Consider the following 15,057-nt stretch of genomic DNA (forward strand, 5'->3'; position numbering starts at 1 on the left):
TATGACCGATCACTTGCAGGCGGCGTCGCCGCTGATGCGTCCTTTTTCGCCGCCGCCGCGGCTGTTGATGGGGCCCGGGCCGATTACCGTTGATCCGCGTGTGCTGCGCGCCATGTCCGCGCAACTGGTGGGCCAGTACGACCCGGCCATGACGCAGTGCATGAACGAGACCATGGCGCTGTATCGCGCGGTGTTCGAGACCGACAATGAATGGACATTGCTGGTGGACGGTACGTCCCGAGCGGGTATTGAAGCGGTACTGGTGTCCCTGCTGGAACCGGGTGACAAAGTGCTGGTTCCGATTTTTGGACGCTTTGGCCATTTGTTAACGGAAATTGCCGAGCGCTGTGGCGCCGAGGTGCATCGCTTGGAAAAAAACTGGGGCGAGGTGTTTACCCCGGAAGAAATTGAAACGGCGGTACGCGAAATACGGCCCAAAGTATTGGCGGTGGTCCAGGGCGATACCTCCACCACCATGTTGCAGCCGCTTGAGGAGCTGAGCGCTATTTGTAAGCAATACGACGCGCTGCTCTATTCCGATGCAACGGCCTCTATTGGTGGCAACGCCTTAAAAGTCGACGAGTGGCAGCTCGACGCGGTATCGGTCGGTTTGCAGAAATGCCTGTGTGGTCCCTCTGGCAGTGCCCCGGTTACGCTCAGTGCCAAAGCGGTGGACGTTATTCGGCGGCGCAAACACATCGAAGCGGGGATTCGCAGTGAACATCATCGTGAAGGACGGGGCCAACGTATCGGGTCCAATTATTTCGACCTCGGCATGATTATGGATTACTGGGGCGAAGAGCGGCTCAATCACCACACCGAAGCCACCACGATGCTGTATGGCGCGCGCGAGTGTGCCCGCATCTTGCTCGAGGAAGGGCTGCCGAACGCGATTGACCGTCACCGCCTGCACGGTCGTGCGATGACCGAAGGGCTGGCGGCTATGAACCTGAAACTGTTCGGTGACCTGAAACACAAAATGCACAATGTGGTCGGGGTTTACATTCCCGATGGAATTGCGGGTGAGTCGGTCCGGCAATCCATGTTGCAAGACTATGGCATCGAGATAGGCACATCGTTCGGGCCATTGCACGGCAGGATCTGGCGCATCGGCACCATGGGTTATAACGCCCGTAAAGACGCCGTTCTGCAAACGCTCGTTGCACTGGAAGCCGTGCTCAGGCGAGGAGGTCATTCACTGACGGCTGGGGCCGGAACCGATACCGCGTTGAACATCTATCGCGAGGAGGGGCTGTGAGCAGTCGTACATTGGAGGACATGGCCCGGCAGGTATGGGACTGGTGTGAAACACTGGCAACGTTCAGCTCCGATGAGGCGGCTCTGAGCCGGTTTTATCTGACCGCTGAGCATCGCCAGGCCAACGATCAGGTGGCGAAGTGGATGCAGGCCTCCGGCATGAGTACACGTGAAGACGCCGCCGGTAATTTATGGGGACACTATCCGGCCGCACCGGATGCGCCGACCCCCGTCAAACGGCTGGTGCTTGGCTCGCACCTGGACACCGTGCCCAATGCAGGTCGTTACGACGGTATGCTGGGCGTGATGCTGGCGACCGCCGCCGTGGGTTTGCTGAATGAAGAAGGCATACAGCTGCCCTTCTCTATTGATGTGGTCGGGTTTGGTGATGAAGAAGGCGTGCGCTTTGGGACAACGCTTTTGGGAAGCCGCGCCGTGGCGGGCACCTGGCAGGACGACTGGTGGGCGTTGCAGGACCGGGACGGGGTGACACTGGCCGAGGCGTTCAAAGCGTTCGGCCTGGACCCGGCCCGCATTGGCGAGGCGGCGCTTGCACCGGAGGATGTGCTCGGTTATCTCGAAGTGCATATTGAACAGGGGCCGGTTCTGGAGGAACGAGGATTGCCGCTGGGTATTGTAAGCGGTATTGCGGGGGCGCGGCGTTTTCATGTGGACTTCACCGGCTTTGCCGGCCACGCCGGGACTGTTCCGATGGCAATGCGTCGCGACGCCATGGCGGGCGCTGCTGAATGGCTGTTGGCCGTGGAGCAAGTGGCTCGCGACGTCGATGTGGTTGCGACGGTGGGTCAGGTGGATTGTCGGCCCGGCGGCGTCAATGTGATTCCCGGCCAGGCGCGCCTTTCTCTGGATATTCGGTCTGGAGACGATGCGCGTCGTGATAGCGCCGTCGAACGTTTAAAAGCCTTGGCCTCTGAGATTGCGCATCGCCGAAATCTGTCGGTGGCGTGGCAATCGATTCACTCAGCGCCTGCGGTTGCCTGCGCGCCGTGGTGGCAGAATTTGCAAACCGAGGTTTTGAAAACGTTAGGGCACGAACCGCTGAGCGTGATGAGCGGCGCGGGTCACGATGCCATGGCGATGGCGCATGTGGCCGACTGCGCCATGTATTTTGTGCGCTGTGAAGCGGGAATCAGTCATCATCCGGCGGAGGCGATCAGCCGGGACGATATTGCACCGGCCTTGGCGGCGCTGAAGGAAACACTGTTGCAACTCAGTGGTTACAACTCAGCGTCTCGGTGTCACTGAACCCGGTATAGACAACTTGATAGAAAGTGATCCTTGCTCATCGAGTGAGGAACATCGAGGGCTTACCGGGCACCTTTATCATCCTTTCGAATAATAAACCCATTCTTATTAACAATTAGTCTATTTGTTTTTAATGTTTTTTTTAAATAAAAGAATTTTTTTTATTCAATAAAGACATTTAAAACACTGCTTTTGTGCAGTACGTCTCAGTAAGCCTCTTTAAACGGGCAGTAAATGTGATAATCGTCTTTGTTAATAACTAACATTTAAATCTTAGTTATTTGAAAGTAACTATCCGGTGTGCTTCTATCTCATGACCCGCTAAGGAAAAGCCGCAAGGTTTGGCCTCGGTGGGCTTGCGTCTATTTTTCCAACCAACGAATTACCACGAATCACGAAAGGGGTAATAACAATGAAGAGTAAGTGGTTTAGCAGTCTCCTGATAAAAGGCTTCGGCCTCGGATGTCTGGCAATGGCCAGCCTTTCGGTGCCGCAACTGGCCAGCGCTCACGGCACCATCGAAACGCCGGCGAGCCGGGTTTGGAATTGTTACCAGGAAGGCGGCAACCCGACATCGGCTGCGTGCCAGGCGGCGGCCTCGGTAAGCGGCAGCTACATTTATGACTGGAACGGCATTCGTCAGGGTAATGCCGACGGTGACCATCAGAATGTCGTACCCGATGGTCAGCTGTGTAGTGGCGGTGATCCCGGTACTTTCGGCGCTATGGATCTGGTTCGCGATGATTGGGTAGCGACCAGCGTTTCACAGGGTCCTCAGACTTTCACCTGGTATAACTCAGCGCCGCACAAGTCGCAGTACTATCGCTACTACATCACCAACAACAGCTACAATCCTAACCAGGCGTTGGGCTGGGGCGATTTGACCCAGATTTACCAAAGCCAGCCGAGAGATGGTGAAGTGAATCCCTCGCACACGGTGAATCTGCCCGCTCGCAGTGGCCGTCATGTGGTCTACGCCGTATGGCAGCGTTCCGACAGCCCGGAGGCGTTCTATGCCTGCGTGGATGTTGTGTTTGATGGTGACAACAGTTCCAGCTCTTCTTCCAGTTCCAGCAGCTCTTCCTCCAGCAGCTCCAGCTCATCCTCAGCACCGGGTAACGCCTGTGTGGGTGTTCCGAACTGGGACGCGGATGCGGTTTATCTGAATGGCGATCAGGTTCGTTTCAACGATACCCGCTATGAAGCCAAGTGGTGGACCCGCAACGAAAACCCGGCTCAGAACAGTTCTGAGTGGGCCGTGTGGATCGACCAGGGTGCGTGCTCCGGTTCCTGATCAGGAGCGACGATACCATTGAAACAGTCAGGGCCAGGGAGGGCTCTTTGTGAAAACCCCGCTTCATGCCATGATTGGTGGAAGCGGGGTTTTTTATTGAAAGGTGCCGGTCTTGAAGAGGTTCAATACGTGGCGCGCTTTTGATGGGTGGTGCGGTGATCCCCGCCCAGTTGTGCAACAGTCGTGGAGACTTCGCGGGCACCTTTCCCGATTTCCTCAATAACAGTTACCGTTTCCCGGTTCATCTGATCGCCCCGCGCGACGGCTTCGGAAACGCTGTCGATCTGTACCGTCATGCGCTGAGTCAGTTCCCGGTTATTTCGAACGAGGTCGTCTATTTCGCCAGTGGACTGAGTGGTGCGTAGAGCCAGCTGTCGCACTTCGTCGGCCACCACAGAAAAACCCCGGCCCGAATCCCCCGCCCGTGCGGCTTCAATGGCAGCATTAAGGGCGAGCAGGTTGGTTTGTTCGGCGATGGCATTGATGGTGGAAACAATGGAGGCAATATTCTGAGACTGTTCTGTCAATGTTTTGGTCAGGGCGACCGTGTTGGCCACCCGCTCGTTAATGTCGGTGAAATTTTGCAGCGATTGTGTCAGTAGCTTCACACCCTCTTCAGAAACGTTATGCGTTTTCAGGGCGGTATCGCGAGCCAGTTCCGCCGCCTGAGCCACTCGTTGTTCCTGCGCCATCTGCTCGGTAATATTGGCCGCGAACTTGATTACTTTATAAACCGTTCCCTGATCGTTGAGGACGGGGTTATAGCTGGCTTCCAGCCAAATAATGTCGCCTTGGGCATTACGCCGCTCGAACCGACCGGTTTTGAACTCCCCTCTGGCCAGGGTTGTCCAGAAGTCTGGATGGCGCTGATAGAAATCTTCCAAACAGAGAATTTTGTGGTGTTTGCCCTGCAGGCTCTCCAGTGAGTAACCCACCGTTTGCAGAAACAGCGGGTTCGCCGTGAGTATGGTGCCGTCCGGGGTGAATTCGATAATGGCCTGTGAGCAGTCCAGGGCGGCGGCCACGGCGGCGTGCTCGTTCAGGCGTTGCCAGCCGGAGGTGATGTCTGAGGCGATAGCCACCACTCGAGTGACCTTGCCCTGCTGTTGAACAGGAAAGTAGAGAGTGTGCAGCCAGAACCGATCTCCGGTTGCGTTTATGTGCTCGATGGTGTCATTGACGCTTTGTCCGCTGCGCAGCGCTTTCCACAATCTGTCGTAGGACGGGCTGTGCGCGTAATCACGAGCGCATAATAGTCGGTAAGGCTGCCCCACGAGTTGTTCACTCCGGTGGCCGGTGATAGCCAGAAACGGGTCGTTGACTTCGGCCACGGTGCCCTCGGGCAGCAACTCAATACACGGCACATGGGTTTTTAACGCAGAGAGCCAGGCCTGCTGTATTTCATGCGTTTGGCTTAGCTCTCGCCATTGTTGTTTCAGAGTGCGATTAAACATAGATACCTTGAACGATAAAGAGATAAAAACAAGGCACATCGAAGCGAGATCGGGGCCGGTTGTCGTACGGAACGGCGCGGTGAATCCGGCCGAAAGGTCCATGTGGTGCCGGTACGGGAACGGCTCACAATGTTGATTAATACGTCGTTTTAGCGGGTATGGATCATGGGGTGTGATCGGGGCGGGTTTGTATAAGTGTGATCCCAGTCCTATTTTCCTCTCGTTTCTCACCTTTTGTTTTGACAACGTTGTCCAGTGCGTCTAGCTTTTCGTTGTAGCATTGAAAAATGTGGGGCGATTGTTGTGGTCCCCGTGTCCTATTTTTCATCCTGTAGAGCCGTACACCCTCGCGGCGTTTTAGCCGTGATTCCACGATCCGCTGCAGTATCGCGGTGCGAACAGCCCGTTCAGGGCAACGTATGCATTGGCAACCAAAACAACTCAAAGGATCCTATTATGAATTACACAAAAATGATGGCGGGGTTTGTCCTGCTGTTGCTGTCCTCGGCGCACGCGCTGGCTTATGACTGCTCCGGTGTTCCTCAGTATTCAGATGGCAGCGCCTACAGTAACGGCGCGATTGTCCGGAACAATGGCTCGGCGTTCGAGTGCACGGTGGGCGGCTGGTGTTCGGTCGGTGGCCCCTATGCCCCGGGCGATGGCTGGGCCTGGGGGGATGCCTGGAATGGCCTGGGTGCTTGTGACGGTTCACCCGGTGGGCCATCGAGTTCAAGCTCCAGTTCCAGCAGTTCCTCGACGCCAGGAGCGGGTAACGGTTCCTGCCCGGCGTGGTCGTCCAGTAATACGTATTATGCGGGCGATGTGGTGGAATACGGCGGGTATTACTATATCGCCGAGCACGATAATCCGGGTTATGACCCGACCATCAGCACCTGGTTCTGGGAGCCGATTGCCTCCTGTCCCGGCGGCAGCAGTAGCAGTAGCTCTTCGTCCTCAACGGGTAATGGCTTTTCCGCGATTGTGAGCCAGGCCCAGTTCAATCAGATGTTTCCCAATCGCAACAGCTTCTACACCTACAATGGACTGGTGAATGCCGCAGCGACCTTCCCTGGCTTTGCGAATACCGGTGATCTGACCACTCGCAAGCGGGAGGCGGCTGCTGCGTTGGCGAACTTTTCCCACGAAACCGGAGGGCTGGTCTACATCAATGAAATTGCCCAGGGTGAATACTGCTCGGGCGGGGCAACGCCCTGCGGTGTGTGCGCACCGGGTAAACGCTATTATGGTCGCGGCCCGATTCAGTTGAGCTGGAATTACAACTACTGCGCGGCGGGTCAGGCACTGGGGCTGGATCTGTGGGCCAACCCGGATCAGGTCGCCAATAATGCGACGACCGCCTGGCGTACCGCGCTGTGGTTCTGGATGACCCAAAACGGTGCGGGCTATCGGCCGGCACACAGTTCAATGGTTAATGGGTTTGGCTTTGGGGAAACCATCCGCACCATTAACGGATCGCTGGAGTGCAATGGCGGTAATCCGGGGCAGGTGCAAAGCCGCATCAATACCTATAGTTCGTTCGTTCAGATTCTTGGGACGACCACGGGCAGTAATCTGGGTTGCTAGTCAGGGCGTTAGCCTGAAAAACCCGCGCTTTGTCCAAAGCGCGGGTTTTTTGTCTTCACGCTTCACTCTGCAGCGATGGAGAGCGTACCTTGCGAGTCGGCGACCCACACGTAGCGCTTGTTCTCCAGGGCGTGAACGTCACAGTGGAAGGTGGCGCAGTCAGCGTGCGCGTCGATAATTCGTGCGGTCACCAGCAGGGTGTTGCCGGGGATGGCCCGGTGGGAGCGCAGTTCGCTTTCTACGAGTTCGCACTGGCCCAGTACGGGCTGGGCGGCCAGGCGAGCCGCGTGATCCACGATGCAGCCGAGTGCGCCGCCGAGCACGTTGCCGGAGCCCGGGTTGGGGTGGCGCCACTTCAGACTCAGGGTAACGCTCAGGTTACCTACGTCCAGGACTTTGACGGTAAAAAGCGAGCGCACCGGGTGGTAGCGGGTCAACTCGTCCAAGGGGAGTTGAGAAGGTAACGTTGCTTCGGGTTGTGTCTCGATATGTGCTTGAGCAGTTATTATTCTCATGACAGGCCTCTGTGTTGCCAGTGAACCAGCGGGTTGAGCTAATCTGTGTCCAGATTATGCAAATCGGGGCCTGCGTGTTATCGCTTTTCTAAAAAAGCTTTGTGGTTGACGAAAACTGTTAGTTTTTTTGTAAAAAGTTGAAGCGTGGGAGAGCACTTCCAAAGCCCTTTCATCGGCCTCAGGGGTGCGTTAGTGCTTACTTGCTATGAAGCGACGCTTTGTCATAGATTCCTTTAAAAGCCTTGGGGGTGCAGCCGTATTCGTCCTTAAACAGCTTGTTGAAATAGGAGACATTCTTATACCCGACCGAGTACGCAATTTCGGCGACATTGGTCCCGCTGACTTCCACCAGCAGGCGGGCCGCTTCGGTCAAACGGATTTTGTTCAAGTAGCCGGAGAAGGTAAACCCCAGTTCGGCTTTTAAAATGTCGTTGATCTTGGTGCGGCTGATGCCCACGGCGCTGACCATGGTATCCAGCGTTAATTCCGGGTTGGCGTACTCGGTGGCCATGTAGTGGAGAATTGTCCCTTTGTCTTTATCCCGGCGTGGCTCCACGGAGATCTGCTGGTAGGCAACCAGGGGCCTGTCCTGTTGTATCTTGTCCCGCAGGTCGTGGATGAGCGCCCGCGTGTGCTGGCGGAAGAGCCAGATGCCAGCCAGCCCCCACATCAGCAGCAAAGTCCCTACCAGCAGGTACACATAGCGCCAGTCCCGTCCGGTCAATTGCAGGCTGGTGATCTGGATGCGTGTGGGCTGGTTCATCGGGCTCTGGTAGGAGGAGGCAAACAGTAGCCGGGGCACCTGATCCCGCCGATAATCCCGCATGGAAATCTTGAGGTCGAACATGTCAATCCACCACCGCGGTACTTCCAGGCGGGTCAGGTCCAGAGAAATGCGACGCCACTGATCATCACAGGAAAAAAAGGTGATAGGCCCGCGGTAGGTGACATACTCGTCCGGCTTGGTAATGGTGTCGTCGACGGTGTAAAGGGTAAAGTTGAGGATGTTGGCCGGGCTGCACTTGACGTTGAAGGTCATGCCGCTGAAGCGGGTCAGGTCCACCAGGCGCCGTTCGCCGTTTTCGTCGTGGAACAGCAGGGAAACTGACGCATAAGGTGTTTCAACGACATCGGACACGTTCATTTCCACATCCAGGCTGAAACGTTCATCCAGTAATTTGATGGTGGACTGACCTTCAAAGTGATTATCCGTTTCGGTCAGTGCGTGCCACGGCAGCCCACTTTCATCCTGGGGGAGCAGGGGCAGTTCCAGGAAGGTTCGGTCAAACGCCAGGTAGGCGGCCGCGAGGCTCAGGATAATCAACCCGGCCGTCAACAGGGCGGCTTTTTTGTAGAAGCTCAGCATTGGACAGTGTGCGGGCCTTGTTATCGGGAGTGATCGGCTCGAGCGCTTATTATTTCCCGGCAAAGCAACAGCGTCAATGACAATCTCCGACGGTGCATGCTCCCGCCGTACATGTTTTGCGCTAAATGGCTTGCATTACCTGGGATGCATTACAATGCCGCGGCGATGGCGTGCAGGGAACAGGGATACGTCGGTTGCGCTGAGCCTGTCACCCCCTCTTTTTGTGCAGTTTGAGGAACGCCGGTTATGTCTCCCTCTATGTCTCCTTCCCATGGAAATCCCGCTCTGCGAGCGATGCCCTGGGCTGCCGTTCTGGCCGGTCTGTGCGCCAGTCTGGTGGGAATTGGTCTGGCGCGATTTGCCTACACTCCCCTCCTGACGCCGCTGATTGACGAAGGGTGGTTTGCGGCAGATCAGGTGGTTTATCTGAGTGCGGCCAACCTGGGCGGGTATTTGCTGGGCGCAGTGCTGGCCCGGGCTGTGGGGCGACGCTTTGGGCCGGTGCGGGTACTCAAAGTGACGATGTTGCTCACGGCACTTTCGTTTTTTGCGTGCGCCTTTCCGCTGTCGAACAGCTGGTTTTTCTTGTGGCGCCTGCTTTCCGGGGTGACCGGTGGGATCATTATGATTCTGGTAGCCGCTACGCTAATGCCGCATATTCCGCCCCGACGTCGTGGCCTGGCCAGCGGAGCGATCTTTCTTGGCCTGGGCCTGGGCATTGCCGGCTCCGGTACGCTGGTGCCGTTGTTGTTGCACTGGGGGCTGCAAGCCACGTGGTTGGGGCTGGGTGCAGTGGCGCTGGCACTGGTGGGGCTGAGCTGGTCCGGGTGGCCTCGCGAGGGCGGGCTACCGGCCTCTCCCCCGCCGGTCACGGCGATACCGGCCAAGCCCGGAAAAGCGTTAACCGTGCTTTATATCCAGTACGGCCTGATGGCGGTGGGGCTCGTGCCCGCCATGATGTTTCTCGCGGACTTTGTGGCCCGGGGGCTTGGGCAGGGGGTCCACATCGGCTCAATGTTCTGGGTGTTATACGGTGGGGGTGCCCTACTGGGTCCGATGCTGTATGGCCAGCTGGGCGATAAGCTCGGCACCGGACGCGCCTTGCGCTGGCTGGTGGCCGTTCAGGCGCTGATGCTGGGAACGTTGCTGTTGACGCATTCTCTCTGGTGGGTGGCGGTGGTCAGCGTGGTGCTTGGCACCTTTCCGCCGGGTATGGTGCCTCTGGTGCTGAATCGTGTGCACGATTTATTGCCGGGAGACCACGGAGCCCAAGCAGCGGCCTGGAGCCGGGCCACGGCGACGTTTGCGCTGCTCCAGGCGTTGGCGGGGTATGGCTATTCGTTTTTGTTTACGGCGTCCGGGAACAATTACTGGCTACTGTTTGCCTGTAGCAGCGGCGCCCTGGTCGGTGCATTGGCCGTGGAGGCGGCGAGCCTTCTGAAGCGGTAAGCCTTCTTCAACGGTAAGTTTGACTGAGGTCAAAACGCAGGTGGCAGTTGGTCCAGCATTTCCCGGCGGGAGTGAATAAGCTCCTTGTAGGTTTGCATCATGCCGAAGTCCACCGGCTGTTCACTGCCTTTCAGGGCGTTCAGCTGGCGCTCGAAGCGGGTGATTTCCCCGAGCAGCTTCTCTCTCAACGGGCCGGTTTTCTCGAAGTTGGTGTCAACGTGATTGCCGGGAATAAACGTGGTGCGGCTCATAACGATCTCCTTGCGTAATGGCTTACCTGGGGTGGCTTAAGTGGTCGCTATCTTGGGAGCGCCCGCTTACTTGGTGGACTCCCGCTTAGGATAGTTCACTTTTATCCGGTTTCTTCATGGATTTTTAGACTGTTTGGTTACCAGGAAGCGGGGCTAAAGACCGTCATGACCGCGGTGGGTTATAAGACCTCAACCGTGCCGCTCCAGCCAGGCCCGCGCGTAAAAAAGCGCGGCGATGGTGCGGCCTTCGCACACCTCGTCCATGGCGGTCAGGCTCAGCAGGTCGTCAAAATCCATGGGAACCACTTCGATAGGTTCGGGCTCGTCGCCTTCCAGCCGCTCGGGGTATAACCCTCGGGCCAGCACCACGTGAATGCCGTGCTCCATGTAGGCCGGCGACAGGTGTATATGTTTGAGCAGTTGCAGATCCCGGGCGCCGTAACCAATTTCCTCTTTCAGTTCGCGATCGGCGGCTTCCAGCAGGGTTTCCCCCCGATCCACGGCGCCTTTGGGCAGGCCGAGGTGGTAATCGTGAATGCCGGCCGCGTACTCGCGAATCATCACGACGCGCCCGTCATCCAAGACCGGCACCATCAGCACCGCACCGGGGCCACCGGCGCAGAGTTTTTCGTACACACGCTCCTCGCCGTTGCTGAAGCGCAACAGCAGTTCATCGGTGCGGAACAGTCGACTGCGAGCCACGGTGTGCTGCTTTAATATCTCGGGCTTTCTGGGCATACTGGGCATTGAACTCCGTGGTAAAGGCTGTTCCCGGCAATGATCAACTGGCAAGCGATCGATACCGTACTTCTGGATATGGATGGTACCCTGCTGGACCTCCATTTCGACACCTATTTTTGGCTCGACCATCTCCCCAGGCGTTACGCCGAGATTCATGCACTGGATCAGGCAGCGGCTCGTGAGGCGTTGCTGGCGCAGATTGACGCCCGGCAGGGGACACTGGAGTGGTATTGCCTGGAGTACTGGTCGCGCTCACTCAGTGTGGACATCCGCGCTCTAAAAGAGGAAATCCGCTACAAGATCCAGATTCGTCCCCATGTGGAAACCTTTCTGGACCGCTTGCAGGCGCAGGGCAAGCGTCGATTGCTGGTGACCAACGCCCACCCGTTGAGCCTGTCCCTCAAGCTGGAAGAAACCGCCATTGATCGCTGGCTCGATGGTATCATTTCCTCCCATGAGTTGAGCGAGCCGAAAGAGTCCCAGGCGTTCTGGGAACGGCTCAATGAGCGCGAGCCTTTCGACCCCGAACGCACGCTGTTCGTGGACGATACGCCGCGAGTGCTTGAAGCGGCCGCGCGCTATGGCATCCGCCATCTGCTGTGTATCCACCAGCCGGACAGTCAGGTGGAGCGGTGGATTGACGAATACCCGGCCATTCACCATTTTGATGAGATTACACCGTCATAGATGAGCACGACGCTGGAAAAAGTCCGTATCGACAAGTGGCTCTGGGCCGCCCGTTTTTTCAAGACCCGCAACCTCGCCAAACAGGCGATTGAAGGTGGAAAAGTGCAATGTGAGGGGCAGCGGGTCAAGGCCAGCAAAGACATCACGACCGGTCTGACACTCACGATTCGCCAGGGTTATGACGACAAAACGGTGGTCGTGAAAGCCCTGTCCGATCAGCGTCGTGGCGCGCCGCAAGCGCAGGCGCTTTACGAGGAAACCGCCGAAAGCCTGGTGAAACGGGAGGAGCGAGCGGCGCAGCGCAAAGCCGGTGGGCTGGCGGGGCAGTTAATCAGCGATCATCGGCCCAACAAGAAAGAGCGTCGCCAGATTCACCGTTTCCAACGGCAGCAGCAGGACTCATGACGAAGGCCGAGCGGGGCTGCCAGGCCTTCTACATCATTCTAGGCTTTCTACATCATTAGTGACTCAACCACCACAGCGAGATCCCATGTCCGAAAACGATGTACTGCACCGCTTCTTGTTCGATGAATGTGACGTGCGGGGCGAGATAGTGACCCTGGGCGACAGTTATCAGGAAGTGATGAACAACAACCCCTATCCAGGGGGCGTGCGCGAACTGCTTGGAGAGTGTCTCGCGGCCGCCTCTTTGCTGTCGACCACCTTGAAATTCAATGGCCTGATCAGTCTTCAGGCGCAGGGGGATGGGCCGGTGAGCATGGTGATGGCGGAGTGCAATCACCACCAGGACCTGCGCGGGATTGTGCGCCTGGCGAACCCCAATGACCGGCCCCAGGGGCGCGGTGTGGGGGAGTTGCTGGGCAAGGGCGTAATGGCGATTACCATCGAGCCGGAAAAGGGCGAGCGCTATCAGGGCGTGGTGCCAATGGACAGCGACAGCCTGGCGCATTGCCTGGAGCATTACTTTTTCCAGTCTGAGCAATTGAAAACCCGGCTGTGGTTCGCCAGCGATGGGCGGGCCTGTACCGGGTTAATGTTGCAGGCGCTTCCTACGCCGCGCCACGCGGATGCGGACGCCAATGCGGAGCACTGGGAAACGCTCGGCACTCTGGCGGGTACAGTAACCCCGGAGGAGCTATTGGCACTGTCGCACGCCGAACTGCTGTATCGGCTGTTCAATGAATACCGGCTGAGACTGTTCGATCCGGCGCCGCTGCGCTTTGCCTGCGGCTGCTCCCGGGAGCGAAGTGCCAACGCCCTGTTGTCCCTGGGGCGGGAGGAGTTGTTGGCGCTGTTGCAGGAGCAAGGCGGGAAAATTGGGATTGACTGTCAGTTCTGCAATCAGCATTACGCCTTCAATGCCGCCGATATCGACGCCATGACTGGCGGGCAAGCGCTTCACTAGGAGGCGTCAGGCGGCCTTTTATTGTCACCTTGACAATATCAAAATGCTGTCTTATGATCATAAATACCATAAGCGAGGACGATGGTGTCCGGGGCCTCTCCCCTTTCAAGGCCTCGGTTGGAGCGCGCCGAAAGGCGTCACTGTTGGTCAGCGCTATGTGTCTTGGTAGACGTTGTTTTGGTTGTATCGTTTGTTCTCTCCATGTTTTGCCGGGCTGCCTTTGCAGCCCGGTTTTTTATGTCCGCGAGCAGCGCGGTTGATCATCCCCTTTTCTTGTGTTGTCTCGCCCGCTATTGCCGATAGGGCGCGGCCTCCCGGCCGTATTAGGATCCCAATCGGGCGGGTTGAGTGCCGCTCGCGGTGTCAGAGGTGACGTTAAATGTTGAAACCGGTTACAAAATGTTGCAATATGCGCGTCAGGTTGAGGCGTGAACAGCTGGTTTTCGAAAGTTTACCGGTTACATCTGGCTCCTCCTCTCCGCTGCGCGCGCCTCTCGGATAGAGGCGGCGCTCAGTGAGCTTTTACCCAAGCTGTTGTACCCTTTCGCCCCGGCTGTTTCGGCAGCCGGGGCGCTTTGTTTGTAAGAAGCGGGTGCTGTAAAAACGGGCACCGGGTAAACTGCTCGGTTTCCCGTCTGAGATTCGAAGGTGAGTACAAGAGTGGATAGCGTTGTTATGAAGAGCACGATTGTGGAAGCCGCCGGGCGCCTGGAGCGCTGGATGACTGAAGAGGCTCTGCCGCTCTGGCAGGAAAGAGGGTTGAGTCCGGAAGGTGGGCATTGGGAGGCGCTCAATGCAGACGGTTCGGTGGACGAGCAGGCCAATATTCGGGTGCGGGTCCTGGCCCGGCAGGCATTCTCCTTTGCATTTGGCACGGCCCGTCAGTGGTGCCATGGCGAAGCCATGGCCCGGCAACTCATGGCATTTGTTACCGAGCGTGCTGCGCATCCTTCGGCCGGTGGCGGTTTTACTCACCTGATGAATCCGGCCTTTGAGGTGATTGATACTCGCCAGGATCTCTACGACCATGCGTTCTTTCTGTTGGCCTATTCCTGGTGTTATCGCGCTTTCGGGGATGACTCATTCCTGAAAGGGGCCGAGGCGTTAATGGCCCATCTCGACCACCGGTTCGGCTCGGTGTATGGCGGTTGGACCGAGGGGGATTACGCGTACACCCAGCGCCGTCAGAACCCCCATATGCATTTGTTCGAGGCCATGATGAGCTTGCACGAAGCCACGGGTGACGCCAAATGGCTGGCCCGGGCGGGTGAGCTGTTCGCCCTGTTCCAGAGTCGCTATTTTGATCCTGAACGGGAAGTGCTGTTTGAATTTTTCGAAGACGACTGGACGCTGAAGCACGCTCCGAACGAGGCACCCATTGAGCCAGGTCACATGTTTGAGTGGGTGTGGCTGCTGGACTGGTATCGTCGCCTGACCGGCCAGTCGGTCACTCGCTACACCGAAGCGCTATACCGCAAGGCGATGGACATTGGCCAGGTGGCCTCCGGGCTGGTGTGGGACGAGGTGCGCCTTGATGGCACACCGCTCAAATACACCAAGCGCTGCTGGGGGCTGACAGAGTTCATCAAGGCGAGTCTGGTGCGAGCGCGCGAAGGCGACGCTCAGGCAGAAGCTCGTGCGGTGGAGGCCATTGATACGCTTTTTACTTACTATCTGACCGCCCAGACGCCGGGGGCGTATGTGGATCAGCGGGGAGCGGACGATGAGGTTCTGATCGACAAAGCCCCCGCGAGCACTCTGTATCACCTGGTGGTGCTAACGGCGGAAGTGTCGGATTACGTGCGTCGACGCCACGGTTAATGAACA

General features: G+C 57.5%; 14 protein-coding genes. 9 read left to right on the top strand and 5 right to left on the bottom strand.

What is annotated here, in order from left to right; translation table 11 throughout:
• Position 1: 1 nt before the first annotated feature.
• The 3 genes from ACQCLF_RS10525 to ACQCLF_RS10535 all read left to right on the top strand — a co-directional run bounded on the left by ACQCLF_RS10525 (position 2) and on the right by ACQCLF_RS10535 (position 3,817).
• Entirely contained in the window at positions 2-1,258 is a 1,257-nt protein-coding gene (locus ACQCLF_RS10525; protein WP_426987004.1) for a pyridoxal-phosphate-dependent aminotransferase family protein, read from the top strand.
• Entirely contained in the window at positions 1,255-2,523 is a 1,269-nt protein-coding gene (locus tag ACQCLF_RS10530) for an allantoate amidohydrolase (protein WP_426987006.1), read from the top strand. Before ACQCLF_RS10525 ends, ACQCLF_RS10530 begins: the two co-directional genes overlap by 4 nt.
• A gap of 412 nt (positions 2,524-2,935) precedes the next feature.
• Complete coding sequence (locus ACQCLF_RS10535; protein ID WP_426987008.1) at positions 2,936-3,817, top strand: lytic polysaccharide monooxygenase auxiliary activity family 9 protein; 882 nt, start codon at positions 2,936-2,938, stop codon at positions 3,815-3,817.
• 122 nt (positions 3,818-3,939) lie between these two features.
• Here the strand turns inward: ACQCLF_RS10535 and ACQCLF_RS10540 are convergent, their stop codons facing one another.
• Positions 3,940-5,271 (bottom strand): methyl-accepting chemotaxis protein, encoded by a 1,332-nt coding sequence (locus tag ACQCLF_RS10540; protein ID WP_426987010.1) that lies wholly within the window; start codon positions 5,269-5,271, stop codon positions 3,940-3,942.
• Between the two features lie 456 nt (positions 5,272-5,727).
• Between ACQCLF_RS10540 and ACQCLF_RS10545 the strand changes: the two genes are divergently transcribed.
• A complete protein-coding gene (locus ACQCLF_RS10545) occupies positions 5,728-6,855 on the top strand; it encodes a glycoside hydrolase family 19 protein (protein WP_426987012.1) in 1,128 nt (375 codons plus the stop codon).
• 62 nt (positions 6,856-6,917) lie between these two features.
• Here ACQCLF_RS10545 and ACQCLF_RS10550 read toward each other — a convergent pair whose 3' ends face one another.
• Positions 6,918-7,370 (bottom strand): hypothetical protein, encoded by a 453-nt coding sequence (locus tag ACQCLF_RS10550; protein ID WP_426987014.1) that lies wholly within the window; start codon positions 7,368-7,370, stop codon positions 6,918-6,920.
• Between the two features lie 196 nt (positions 7,371-7,566).
• Positions 7,567-8,736 (bottom strand): helix-turn-helix domain-containing protein, encoded by a 1,170-nt coding sequence (locus ACQCLF_RS10555; RefSeq protein WP_426987016.1) that lies wholly within the window; start codon positions 8,734-8,736, stop codon positions 7,567-7,569.
• A gap of 246 nt (positions 8,737-8,982) precedes the next feature.
• Between ACQCLF_RS10555 and ACQCLF_RS10560 the strand changes: the two genes are divergently transcribed.
• Complete coding sequence (locus ACQCLF_RS10560; RefSeq protein WP_426987018.1) at positions 8,983-10,185, top strand: YbfB/YjiJ family MFS transporter; 1,203 nt, start codon at positions 8,983-8,985, stop codon at positions 10,183-10,185.
• A 29-nt stretch (positions 10,186-10,214) separates the two neighbouring features.
• Here ACQCLF_RS10560 and ACQCLF_RS10565 read toward each other — a convergent pair whose 3' ends face one another.
• Together ACQCLF_RS10565 and nudE are read right to left on the bottom strand one after the other, a co-directional pair.
• Positions 10,215-10,436 (bottom strand): hypothetical protein, encoded by a 222-nt coding sequence (locus ACQCLF_RS10565; RefSeq protein WP_426987020.1) that lies wholly within the window; start codon positions 10,434-10,436, stop codon positions 10,215-10,217.
• Positions 10,437-10,625: 189 nt separating this feature from the next.
• Positions 10,626-11,174: an ADP compounds hydrolase NudE gene (nudE, locus tag ACQCLF_RS10570; RefSeq protein ID WP_426987022.1), complete on the bottom strand. Its 549-nt coding sequence runs from the start codon at positions 11,172-11,174 to the stop codon at positions 10,626-10,628.
• Positions 11,175-11,213: 39 nt separating this feature from the next.
• Between nudE and yrfG the strand changes: the two genes are divergently transcribed.
• The 4 genes from yrfG (at position 11,214) to ACQCLF_RS10590 (ending at position 15,051) form a co-directional block, all read left to right on the top strand.
• Positions 11,214-11,864: a GMP/IMP nucleotidase gene (yrfG, locus tag ACQCLF_RS10575; RefSeq protein ID WP_426987024.1), complete on the top strand. Its 651-nt coding sequence runs from the start codon at positions 11,214-11,216 to the stop codon at positions 11,862-11,864.
• 12 nt (positions 11,865-11,876) lie between these two features.
• Positions 11,877-12,269 (top strand): RNA-binding S4 domain-containing protein, encoded by a 393-nt coding sequence (locus tag ACQCLF_RS10580; RefSeq protein WP_426987083.1) that lies wholly within the window; start codon positions 11,877-11,879, stop codon positions 12,267-12,269.
• A gap of 85 nt (positions 12,270-12,354) precedes the next feature.
• On the top strand, positions 12,355-13,230 hold the full coding sequence (gene hslO / locus ACQCLF_RS10585) for an Hsp33 family molecular chaperone HslO (RefSeq protein ID WP_426987025.1): 876 nt from the start codon (positions 12,355-12,357) through the stop codon (positions 13,228-13,230).
• 675 nt (positions 13,231-13,905) lie between these two features.
• Positions 13,906-15,051 carry an AGE family epimerase/isomerase gene (locus ACQCLF_RS10590; RefSeq protein WP_426987027.1) on the top strand — a complete coding sequence of 382 codons (1,146 nt, stop codon included), beginning with the start codon at positions 13,906-13,908 and terminating at the stop codon, positions 15,049-15,051.
• The last annotated feature ends 6 nt before the right edge of the window (positions 15,052-15,057 follow it).

The sequence above is a fragment of the Marinimicrobium sp. ARAG 43.8 genome, assembly GCF_050113635.1.
Taxonomy (GTDB): domain Bacteria; phylum Pseudomonadota; class Gammaproteobacteria; order Pseudomonadales; family Cellvibrionaceae; genus Marinimicrobium.